Below are 11,456 nucleotides of genomic sequence, written 5' to 3'. Positions count from 1 at the left end.
CGACGACGACGGCGGGCGTCGAGGACGGCTACGCGGCCCGCCTCCCGGCCGTCGCGCAGACCTCGCCGTTCCCCGAGTTGCTCGCGCGGGTCGCCTCCTCGGGACGGCGAGGCGTCGTGGACGACGTGCTGGACGACCCGGCGTGGGAACCGCACCGCCGGGACGCCCTCACGCTTGGCTTTCGGTCCATCGCCGTCGTCCCCGCCGGCGAGGACCGCCTGCTCGTCGTCCACGGCACGCGTCCCGACACGTTCGTCGGCGAGGACGGCGACGTCATCGTCGAACTCGGGGAGACGCTGGGCGCGGTCATCGACCAACTCGGCCGGTCCCAGCCCATCCTCGGCGAGCAACAGACGGAAGTCGAGTTGGAGATTCGCGACGACAGCCACTACCTGAACCGGCTCGCGGCGGCGACGGGGGCGGCGGCGACGGTCACCGGCGTCGTGCCGACGACGGACGGGACGTACCGCTCGTTCGTCCGAACCACCGCCGCGCAGGACGTCGCGCGCGACGCGCTTCCCGCCGGAGCCGTCGTCCGCGAACTCACCGACTCGGACGACGGCGAACACCTCTACGAGGTGCGGCCGGCCGACACGAAGCCGTTCGAGACGCTGTACGCCGGCCGCGGCCGCCTGCAGGAGATGCGGGCCGAAGACGGCGTCTGTACGGTGACGCTGACGATTCCCTCGGACGTGAGCGTCCGGTCGGTCGTCGAGGCGTTCGCCGCGGCGTACGACGGGACGACGCTGACCGCCCGGCGGACGCAGGCCGAACCGTCGGAGTCGGTGGGGACGTTCCGCGCGCGCCTCGACGAGGCGTGGACCGAGCGACAGCGGGAAGCCATCTCGGCGGCGCTCCACGGGGGGCTGTACGACTGGCCGCGCAAGACGTCCGTCTCGACGCTCGCGGAGGCGTTCGACGTCTCCTCGCCGACGTTCCAGTACCACCTCCGCGCGGCAGAGCGGAAGCTGGTCGAACTGACGCTGGAGTGACGGCGAGACGACATACTATTCGAATAGAGTGCATCCGGCGGAACATCCTACCATGATAGAGACGACGACTAATACCCCAGAACGGTTACCGAACATCCGTCGGCGTGGGGGCCGACGACAGATCATGGACGACGCAACAACGCAAGGGAAGGGGCTGAGCACGCAGGAAGCATCGAAGGTAGTCGTTCAACACGACTGGGACGGAGAAGACTGTCTGGCCGTCACCATCGCCCGCGCCGCCGCGGAGGCGTGGACGGGCGACTCGGACGACGCCATGACGCTCCCACCGGTCGGTTCTGTCGTCGACCCCGACGCGCTAGAGAATTTGTTCGCACCGTCGCGCAACCGCGGCCGTCCGGCGACCGACGGCGGCCAACCGACGGAGGGACAGGAGCCGGCGTCCAGCGTCCGCTTCACCTACGTCGGATACAACGTCTCCATCTCGGAGAACGGCGTCGTCGTCGTCGAGGACCCCTCGTCGCTGGACGAGCTGTAAACGGGGGTCTACGGCCGCTTCCGGGCACCCCGTAGGACCCTCTCTCCGGGCACCGCTCTCTGCAGCACTTCCGGGCACCGCTCTCTGTATCTCTCTTCTGGCACCACCGCCGGACGCCGACGTTCGCGTTCGTCGCGCCGACCGTACGACCCTTGTGTCGCGACAGCTAACGGGCGAGCATGGGCTACGCCTGTCCCGTCTGTGACGTGCCGCAACAGGACGGAGAGCACCTCGCGAACCACCTCGCGTTCACGGCGATGACCAACGGCGGCGAACACGAAGTCTGGCTCGACGAACACGTCCCCGGGTGGGGGTCGTCCGGGCCGGACGACCTGGGCCCGCGCGTGGTCGAGTACGCCGAGGAGACGACGTACGAGACGGTGTTCGAGGACACGGTCCACGACCACTCGCACGACCACGCCTTCGACGACGGAACGCTCGACCGGTCGGACGGCCAGCGCGCCGGCGCGAGCCGGCTCGACGACGAGGCGCGCGCCATCGTGGAGGAGGCGCGGGAGATGACGCGCGAGATGCTGGACGACGGGCGTTCGGACGCCGACGACGCGGGCGCGGACGAGTCAGACGACGACGAAGCGGACGCCGACGGCGACGCCTGACCACGACTTCTTGCGGACGACTGCTCCGGCCGCCCGACCGGTGAGCGGTGGCGACGGGGACGGGACGGGTGACCGACCGCCGAGGACCGAAAGGCGTTCGTCCCCCCGCGGGCGACGTAGCCGTATGGAGACAGCGGGGACGCTCGCACCCGAGAGCGAACGCGAGGCGCGAGAGGCGTTCGAGGCCGCCGGACCGACGGCCCAACAGGTCGTCCGGGAGGCGGCCCGGGCCATGTCGTTCGACCGCGAGGAGTACCGAGAGCGCGTGACGGGCGAGGTGGTGGAGACGGCCCGGAACGTGCTGTTCGCCGAACGCCTCGCCGTCCGCGTCGGCACGCGCGAGGAGTTCGACGCGTGGCGCGAGGACCACCCCGACTACGAGGTGACCGAACTCGGCAGTCCCGACGTGGACCGCATCGTCTGGCACGCCGCACCGTTCGCGGACGCCGTCGTCGCCGCGACGTTCCAGAACGAACGCGAGGCGGCGGTCGGAACGCTCCGCAGGCAGGCGTTCAGCCGACTCTACCGGCCGCGGTTCGAGGACGGCGAGAGCGACGGCGCGGAGACGGTCGAAGACGCGGAGAGGGCCGACGGCGCGGCGTCGAACGCGGGGGCCGCCGACGCGGCGACCGACGCGAGTTCGGGCGGCGACGACGCCTGACCCGCGGGGAGAGTTAAGCGTCGGGCGGCCCGAACGGGAGACGATGAACGGAGACGGACGCCGTCACGAGACGCTACCGGACCCCGAGTGGCCCGTACTGGAGTCGGCCGTCGAGTACGAGACCGGATGGTTCACCGGCGGGTACGACCTCGTCGAGCAACCGAACGGGAGCACGAAACGCTACTACTGGGCGGAGTTGGCAACCGCCGTAGTCGTCGTCGCCGTCGAGGACGGGCAGGTGGTGTTCGTCGAGCAGTACCGACCGACGGTGCGGGAGACGCAACTCGAACTGCCCGCCGGCATCGTCGAGGGCGGGGAGTCGTACACGCAGGCCGCCGAACGAGAACTCCGCGAGGAGACGGGGTTCGAGGCGACGAGCAGTTCGCTCCTGCAGGAGTTCTGGTGCTCGACGGGCGTGCTCAGACACCGGCGCGCGTTCGTCTTCGCCGAGGGCCTCGAACCGGTCGGCCGCGACTTGGACGACAACGAGTTCCTCTCGGTGCGCACCGTCCCCGTCGAGGACGCCGTTGACGTGGCGCGGGCGACTCCGACGAACGACGCCACCGTCGAGGGCGTCCTCCTCGCCCGCGAGGACGGCCTGCTCTGACCGGCACCCGCACGCTTATCTCTCGCCGTCCGTTTCTCCCGGGCATGGACGACGAAATCGACCCCTCGGAAGTCGAGTCGCTGCTCGCGGACGCGGACCCGCCGCGCGTCGTCGACATCCGGTCGCCCGCCGCGTTCGCCCGGGAACACATCCCCGGCAGCGAGAACGTGCCGTTCGCCGAGTTGCCGAATCGCGTCGAGTCGCTCTCGGGGGCCGACCGAATCGTCACCGTCTGCCCGCACGGGCAGGCGAGCGTGCAGGCCGCCCGCCTCATCAAGTCGTTCGAGGGGACGGCCGACGCGCGCGTCGAGAGCATGCGCGGCGGACTGGAGGCGTGGGACGGACCGGTCGAGACAGAAGCGACGGCCGAACCCGACGAGGGGCCCGAAGCGCCGTTCTGACGGGGGCGGTCTGAGACGGACGGGTCGCGTCGACGCCGGGTCGGAACCGACGAACCGGTCGGTCGCGAGCGAGTAAGAGTGAGACGAAACCGCTCGGGGCCGGGAGGTGACGGTCGTTAGGCGACGTTGAAACCCTTGTTGCGGAGGAAGTCCTCCACGCGCCGGTGTGATTGCCTTGGAGTTCGATTGAGCCGTCCTCAACCGTCCCGCCGCAGGCGAACTTCGATTTCAGGTCGGAGGACAGACTGTCCATGTCCACGTCCTTGGGATCGAACCCTTCGATGACCGTTACCTCTTTTCCGTAGCGGCGCTCGTCGATGCGGATGGTGATCTCCTGAGACTCCTTGGCCACGTCCTCGCAGACGCAGAGTTCCTCAGGGAGCCCGCACGTCGAGCAGACTTCCGACATTACAATCTGAACGTACAGGATGGGGATATTAAACAGTATCGGGAATCCGCGCGTTCCACACACCCGCCGCAGCCGACGAAACGACCGACGGGGACGGTCTCGCGCGGAGAGTAACTCGCCGGTGAGTGAACCGCGGGCGCGACCGTCGCCGCGGCCGCCCCGTCGCGTCAGCGTCGCAGGAACCGCCCCACGACCGGCGTGGACTCCCGAACCAGTCGGTCGACGACGGCGATGCTCTCGTCGGCCGCCTCGCGGGAGACGCCGTCGCCGTACCTCGCGCGTTCGTACGCCTCGCCGACGCGTCTCGCCTCGTCGGCGAGACCGACCCGCGAGAGCGACCGGAGGTAGGACCGCGGCGTCTCGCCCGTCCGCCGGGGGCGGTGCCGCCGTTCGAGCAGGTACTCGAGGCGGCGATACGCCCGAATGGCGTCCTCGTCGGGGGCGCGCCGCGCCCCCTGATACCGGAGCCACAGGGCTCGATAAGCGCGTTCGGTCACCCCCGTCCGCCGCGCGCCGGCGGCGAGTCCGACGAGTGCGACGAGTCCGACGGCGACGTCCGCCGCGGCGGGAGCGTCGGTCCCGGCAGTCCGTCGTCGTCCGCCGTCGTGGCGGTCACGCCGGGCACCGCGCCGGCCGGCGGCGTCGAGTTCAGACCGTCGCCGCTGGGTGCGAGTGCGTCCGGCGGCGTCACCGTGCCGTTCGTGGAGTCGTTCGTCGCCTCCGACGACGGCGGCGTCGGCGTCGCCGTGTCGGTGGTCGCCGAGCCGTCGACGTCCACGCCCGACTCGCCGTTCTGTCGCGCCTCGGCGACGCGGGCGTTCTCGGCCGTCTGTCGCGGGCCGGACGGCGTCGGGTCGAACCGGACCCAGCCCACGTCCTCGAAGTAGACTTCGACCCACGCGTGCGAGTCGAGTCCGCGGACGACGTACTCGTCCTCCGAGACCTGCTGGCCGGGCGTGTAGCCCGTGACGAACCGCGCGGGGACGCCCTCCGAGCGGAGCATGACGACCATCGACGTCGCGTAGTAGGTGCAGTAGCCGGCGTCCATCTCGAACAGGAAGTTGTCCGCGATGTCGCCCGACGGTTGCGGCACCGACAGCGAGTAGCGCTTCTCGGACTCCAGATACTGCTCGATGGCGACGGCCTTGTCGTAGGGGTTGTCCTCTCCGCCGGCGACGTCGGCGCGCGCGCACGGACGCGGTCGGACGTGCTGTCGGGCAGTTGGAGGTACGCCTGCTCCACGTCGTCGGGGTAGTCGGTGCCCGAGCGTCGCAGTTGTTCGGTGGTGTAGAGCGGCACTTCGCTGGTGACGCGGTAGGACTCGCCCTCGCGCAACGCCACGTTGGGGCGGATGCCGCCCTGCATCGTCACCTGCGACTGCGTGGCGATGGGGCCCTGTATCTCCACCGGCTTCCACGCCGCCGGGAGGATGTTGATGGTGCCCTCCGCCGTCACCTGCTGTACGAGCGTCCGGGAGGACCCCGGCGGCCCGCGCAACCGCCCGTCGTACTCGTTCGTGTTGCCCGTCCTGACCCAGCCGTCGCCGGTGTAGCGGTCGTAGGCGGCGGTCTGCCAGTACGACGACCGCGGGCTCTGGACGGTGAAGCGCACCTTCGGCGAGAGGCGGATGCTCCCGACGACGTCGAGTCGGTCCTGTGCGTCCACGAGGCTCCCCTCGACGGTGGGCGACCCGCGGTCCGGGAGGAGCGGCGACCCCTGCGCGCCGGGCACCACGGAGATGGTCGCCGCGAGGACGATCATCGTCGCCAGCACCATCGCCATCACGTCCAACTGGGCGACGCCCGCGCCGTAGCGGTCGAACGTCGAGGCGGCGACGGCCGCCGTCGCGCCGACGACGCCGACGAGCGTCGCGAGTTGTCCGGCGTCGCCCGTGAGGACGAACAGGCCGAGTGCGACGCCGCCGACGCCGACGCTCAGCACGTACCGGCGGCGGACTGCGAGGTACCACGAGAGGAACACCGGGCCGGGGGCGACGGCCATCGCCCACACGCCCGCGCCGGTGAGTCGCAGGATGGAGAGTCCGGTGAGGAGCGCGACGGTGTCCGAGACCAGGCGCGTCGGCGTCAGCAGTTCGAGTTGGCTCTGCGGGAGTGCGAGGACGTAGGCGGCGAAGCCGCCGGTGACGAGGACCGCGGTGACGCCCACCGCGGTCCGGAGGCCGACGAAGTAGCCCACGACCGACGCGAACGCGAGGGCGCCGGCGACGACGAGGAGGAGTCGCGAACTCCCGCCGACGACGTCGGTGACGTGGTAGAGGACGCTCACGTACGAGTACGTGAGGACGAGGACGCCGGCGAGAGCGACGGCGCGGGACGGCGAGAGCGAGTCGGTCGAGAGCGAGTCGGTCGAGAGCGAATCGACCGAGAGCGACTCGAACCGGCCGTCCGTCTCGGTGCTCACGCGACCACCTCCCCGGCGTCGCGGGGCGTCCCGGCGTCGGTCCCGGCGGAGCGGTCCCCCCGCCGGCCGCGTTCGACGAGGTCCTCGAACGCGGCCTCGCGGTCGCCGAACCGGACGCGCGTGGCCGCCTGACTGGCCGTGACGACGATGTCGGCGCTCTCGTCCGGGACGGCGCCGCCGTCGGCGCGCGCGAGGTGTTCGAGCAACGGTCGGTCGTCGCCGGCGGCGGACTCGACGACGCCGGAGGGCGTCGAGAGCGTGACCGGGATGCCGGACGTGACGAACGTGAGACAGAGCGTGGCCGCCGCCTCCGCCATGCGGTCGGCCGCCTGTCGCGCCCCGCCGGCGGAGACGTGGACGCTGGAGGCGTCCGTCTCGGCGACGAACTCCTTGACGATGAGGTCCTCGCGCTTGGCCGAGGACTTCCAGTGGACGTCGCGAAGCGAGTCGCCCCTGACGTACTCCCGGAGGCGGTCGAACTCCTCGCGTCGCGGAGAGACGGCGGCGTCGTACAGCGACCAGAGGTCGTGCCGCGCGCCCGTCGAGAGGCGTCTGACCGGCGGGAACACCAGCACCGAGTCGGTCCCGGGGGCGACGAGTTCGCGTTCGGCCAGTCCGAGGACGTCGGTGGCGACGACGGACACCGGTCCGAGTTCGTGTTCGCCCCGCGTGCGGTACGTCACCTCGTAGGAGACGGGGTCGCCCCCGACCAGCGTCTCGCTCTCGGCGTCGCCCTCGACGCCGTAGGGGAGGGTGTCGCGGACCGTCGCGGGGTACGAGCGGTCGACGTCGAGCGACAGCGTGACCGTCCCAGTGGTGTCGGGGAAGTCGTCGTTCGGGAGCGAGCGTTCGACCCGCGGCGCGTCGGCACGGCGGACCTGGAGGACGGCCGCCGCGAGGGCGACGACGGCGGGGAGGACGACGGCGTTGAGGGCGCGCGGCCCGAAGACGACACTGAGGACGACGGCGAGTCCGGCCACCGCACAGACCGCGTAACCGCGTCGAGTCAGCCGCATCGGCTCACTCGACTGCCACCGTGTCGAGGGCGCGACTGACCACCGCGGACCCGGTGTCGTCGCCGTCTGTTCGGATGCGGTGCGCCCAGACGCTCTGTACCTCCGTCTGCACGTCGTCGGGGACGACGTAGTCGCGGCCCTCGAAGACGGCGCGGGCCTGCGAGGCGCGGACGAGGGCGATGCCGCCGCGCGGACTCACGCCGAGTTGCGCGTGTTCGCGCGTGTGACGTGCGAGACGAGAGATGTACGACCGGACCGGTTCGCGGACGGTCACCTGCGAGACGGTCCGGCGCGCCTGCAACACGTCCTCGACGGAGGCGACCGATTCCAGCGAGTCGATGGGGTGGTCGCCCGCGACCCGGCCGAGCAGTTCGGTCTCCTGCGTCTCCGAGGGGTAGCCGAGGCGGAGTTTCTTCATGAAGCGGTCTATCTCGGCGATGGGGAGTTCGTACGTGCGGTTCGGTTCGACGTCGTTCTGGGTGGCGATGACGGTGAACGGGTTCGGGACGCGGTGCGTCTCGCCGTCCACGGTCACCTGTTCTTCTTCCATCACTTCGAGGAGGGCGGCCTGCGTCTTCGGCGGCGCGCGGTTGATCTCGTCGCCGAGGACGACGTTGCCGAACACCGGTCCCGGTTGGAACTCGAACTCGCGGCTCTGCTGGTTGAACACGTTCACGCCCGTCACGTCCGACGGGAGGAGGTCCGGCGTGAACTGCACGCGCTTGAACGACCCGCCGAGCGAGATGGCGACGGCGCGCGCGAGCATCGTCTTCCCCACGCCGGGCACGTCCTCCAAGAGGAGGTGTCCGCGGCCGAGGACGGCGATGAGGATGTTCTCGATGGCGTCCCGGTGGCCGACGATGACGCGTTCGACGTTGTCCGCGATGCGCGTCGCGAGGTCGGCGGCGTCTTCGGTCGGGAGCGGAGAGACGGCTGGTGCCTCGGGCTTCGAGTCAGGTACGGCATCTGCGTCGGTCATGTGTCAGATTGAAAACGTGCGCGAACCGGCGACGGAACTCCTGCCCGCCGTTCGATGAGGCTGTCAACAGTTCGCACACACACGTCTGCCGTCTACGGGCCCCGCGCACGTAACTTTGCTGGGTGTGCGCGGTTCGGCCGCCGTACCGCCGTCTCCGAGTCGGCGGCGTCCCGTCGCGCGCCGAGACTGTTCGGGCGAAGCACCGGCGTCGTTCCCGTTCGTTTTTGTCCGTCCGCCGCCGTTGACCGCACATGAACCACGCGGACGGGACGCGGCCCCGGCGGAGGCGGCGACGGACGACGCCCCCCGACCCGAGGGGCCGCCGGCGAAGATGGTGGCGGCCCGCGAGGAACTCACGCCGATGCTGTCGCAGTATCTCGACTCTGCGAGGCGCATCCCGACGCCGTCGTCATGTTTCAGGTCGCGACTTCTACGAGGCGTTCTGCGAGGCGGCCGAGGAGGTGGCGCGCGTCTGCGAGGTGACGCTGACCAAGCGCGAGGACTCGACGGGGACGTACCCGATGGCCGGCATCCCCATCGACAACGCCGCGTCGTACCTCGAAGCCCTCCTCGACGCGGGCTACCGCGTCGCAGTCGCCGATCAGGTGGAGGACGCCGAGGAGGCGTCCGGACTGGTGGACAGGGCGGTGACGCAGGTCATCACGCCCGGCACCGTCGTGGACGACGAACTGCTCGCCGGCGCGACGGCGACGTACCTCGGGGCCGTCGCCGGGTCCGGCGAGGAAACCGCGCTGGCGACGGTGGACGTCTCGACGGGCGAGTGTCAGGTCACCAGCGGGTCCGAGTACGAAGTCGGCGAGGAACTGGACCGCCTCGCCCCGGCGGAACTGCTCTGCGCCCCCGACGCGCCCGACTTCGAACTCGGCTTCGAGACGATGGTCACGGCCGCCGACGCCGAGTCGTTCGACGCCGACGCCGCGCGGGAGACGCTCTCGGCGTACGTCTCCGCGCCCGCCTCGGTGGTCGAGACTGGGTCGGAACTGCGCGCCGTCGGCGGCCTCCTCGACTACGCCGAGTACACGCAGGGCGACGACGGCCCCCTGTCGTACGTCTCGCGCGTCCGACGCTACGACCCCGAGCAGTCGCTCCAACTGGACGCGACGGCGATACGCAGCCTCGAACTGTTCGAGTCGCGGAGTCCGAGCGGCGGCGGCACGCTGGTCGAGGCGGTGGACGAGACGGCCTGCGCCCTCGGCCGCCGCCGTCTCGCGGCGTGGCTCCGCCGTCCCTCGGTTGACGAGGCGGAGATTCGCCGCCGCCACGACGCCGTCGCGGAACTGCTGGACCGGCCGATGGCCCGCGAGACGGTCCGCGACCACCTCTCGGAGGTGTACGACCTCGAACGACTCGTCTCGCGCGCTCGCGCGAACGGGCGAACGCCCGCGACCTGAGGGCGCTGAAGACGACGCTCGACGCGGTGCCCGAGGTGAGAGGGGCGCTCTCCGAAGTCGAATGCGACTCGCTGTGTGACCTGCGCGACTCGCTGGACGAACTCGCGGACGTGCGCGAACTCGTCGGCGAGGCGATTCGGCCGGACCCGCCGCAGGAGATAACCGAGGGCGGCGTGATTCGCGAGGGGTTCGACGCCGAGTTGGACGAGGTGCGCGCCACCGAACGCGAGGGGCGCGAGTGGGTGTCGAACCTCGAAGCCCGAGAACGGGAGCGGACGGGCATCGACTCCCTGGAGGTGGGCTACAACCAGGTCCACGGCTACTACATCGAGGTGACGAACCCCAACCTCGACCGGGTGCCCGACGACTACACCCGCCGGCAGACGCTGAAGAACTCGGAGCGGTTCTACACGCCGGAACTGAAGCGCCGCGAGGACGAGATACTCTCGGCCGCCGAACGCGCCGACGCGATGGAGTACGACGTGTTCACTCGCGTCCGCGCCGACGTCGCCGCGGAAGTCGAGCGACTGCAGTCGCTGGCGGACTCGCTGGCGACGCTCGACGTGTTGACGACGTTCGCGGCCGTCGCCGCCGGCAACGACTACGTCCGCCCGGAGATGGGCGCCGACGCGGTGGAGATAGAGGCGGGTCGCCACCCCGTGGTCGAACGCACGCAGGGGGAGTTCGTGCCGAACCCCGCGGACTTCTCCGACGGCCACGTCGCGGTGGTCACGGGTCCGAACATGAGCGGGAAGTCCACGTACATGCGGCAGGTGGCGCTGATATGCGTCCTCGCGCAGGCCGGAAGCTTCGTCCCGGCGCGGGCGGCGCGGCTTCCGATGCTGGACCGCATCTTCACCCGCGTGGGCGCGTCAGACGACATCGCGGGCGGGCAGTCCACGTTCATGCGCGAGATGGCCGAGTTGACCGACATCCTCCACAACGCCACCGAGGACTCGCTCGTCCTCCTCGACGAGGTGGGCCGCGGCACGTCCACGACGGACGGACTCGCAATCGCCCGCGCGACGACCGAGTTCGTCCACGACGAGGTGGGGGCGACGACGCTGTTCGCGACGCACTACCACGACCTGACCGCCCTCGGCGAGGACCTGCCGGACGCGTTCAACCTCCACTTCACCGTCGAGAAGACCGAACGCGAGGGTCAGGAGCCCGAGGTGACGTTCCTCCACCGCGTCGCCGACGGCCCCTCCTCCTCCTCGTACGGCGTCGAGGTGGCGAAGTTGGCGGGCGTCCCGCCGACGGTGGTCGAACGCGCGCGCGAGTACGTCCGCGACGCCGATTCGACCGAGACGGACGACGAACGCGGCCAGTCCGGCGAAAGCGATACCCCCGTCGCGGCCCAAACGCGGACGAACGGACGGGCCGACGGCGACGGTGCCGACGGCGACGACGGCGACAGCACGGCGGGCGAGAGCGACGACGGC

General features: G+C 70.6%; 8 protein-coding genes and 3 pseudogenes. 7 read left to right on the top strand and 4 right to left on the bottom strand.

Annotation, left to right across the window (positions count from 1 at the left end; all coding sequences use genetic code 11):
* The 6 genes from GJ632_RS13690 to GJ632_RS13665 all read left to right on the top strand — a co-directional run.
* Window positions 1–992: bacterio-opsin activator domain-containing protein (locus tag GJ632_RS13690; RefSeq protein ID WP_197428000.1), on the top strand; the 992-nt coding region annotated here is incomplete at its 5' end.
* 124 nt (window positions 993–1,116) lie between these two features.
* On the top strand, window positions 1,117–1,488 hold the full coding sequence (locus tag GJ632_RS13685) for a HalOD1 output domain-containing protein (protein WP_191453252.1): 372 nt from the start codon (window positions 1,117–1,119) through the stop codon (window positions 1,486–1,488).
* A 179-nt stretch (window positions 1,489–1,667) separates the two neighbouring features.
* Entirely contained in the window at window positions 1,668–2,105 is a 438-nt protein-coding gene (locus tag GJ632_RS13680) for a DUF5810 domain-containing protein (RefSeq protein ID WP_191453251.1), read from the top strand.
* A gap of 124 nt (window positions 2,106–2,229) precedes the next feature.
* The gene (locus GJ632_RS13675; RefSeq protein ID WP_191453250.1) at window positions 2,230–2,766 is read left to right on the top strand and encodes a DUF5809 family protein; all 537 of its coding nucleotides are present in this window, start codon (window positions 2,230–2,232) and stop codon (window positions 2,764–2,766) included.
* Between the two features lie 43 nt (window positions 2,767–2,809).
* On the top strand, window positions 2,810–3,373 hold the full coding sequence (locus GJ632_RS13670) for an NUDIX hydrolase (protein ID WP_191453249.1): 564 nt from the start codon (window positions 2,810–2,812) through the stop codon (window positions 3,371–3,373).
* Window positions 3,374–3,417: 44 nt separating this feature from the next.
* Window positions 3,418–3,774, top strand: a complete 357-nt coding sequence (locus GJ632_RS13665) for a rhodanese-like domain-containing protein (protein WP_191453248.1) — start codon at window positions 3,418–3,420, stop codon at window positions 3,772–3,774.
* Between the two features lie 116 nt (window positions 3,775–3,890).
* On the opposite strand, the pseudogene yciH reads toward GJ632_RS13665, so the two are convergent.
* The 4 genes and pseudogenes from yciH to GJ632_RS13645 form a co-directional block, all read right to left on the bottom strand.
* A pseudogene (gene yciH / locus GJ632_RS13660) lies at window positions 3,891–4,183 on the bottom strand (stress response translation initiation inhibitor YciH).
* Window positions 4,184–4,350: 167 nt separating this feature from the next.
* Window positions 4,351–6,604: pseudogene (locus tag GJ632_RS25980) on the bottom strand (DUF3488 and DUF4129 domain-containing transglutaminase family protein).
* Entirely contained in the window at window positions 6,601–7,620 is a 1,020-nt protein-coding gene (locus GJ632_RS13650) for a DUF58 domain-containing protein (protein ID WP_089808904.1), read from the bottom strand. The pseudogene GJ632_RS25980 and the gene GJ632_RS13650 overlap by 4 nt, the downstream one beginning before the upstream one ends.
* Window positions 7,621–7,624: 4 nt before the next feature.
* Window positions 7,625–8,599 carry a MoxR family ATPase gene (locus tag GJ632_RS13645; protein WP_089808905.1) on the bottom strand — a complete coding sequence of 325 codons (975 nt, stop codon included), beginning with the start codon at window positions 8,597–8,599 and terminating at the stop codon, window positions 7,625–7,627.
* A gap of 331 nt (window positions 8,600–8,930) precedes the next feature.
* Between GJ632_RS13645 and mutS the strand changes: the two are divergent.
* Window positions 8,931–11,456: pseudogene (gene mutS, locus GJ632_RS13640) on the top strand (DNA mismatch repair protein MutS); the annotation flags it as partial.

It is taken from the genome of Halogeometricum sp. CBA1124 (assembly GCF_009741955.1).
GTDB classification, from domain to species: domain Archaea; phylum Halobacteriota; class Halobacteria; order Halobacteriales; family Haloferacaceae; genus Halogeometricum; species Halogeometricum rufum.
This window is presented reverse-complemented; position numbering and strand designations above follow the sequence as displayed.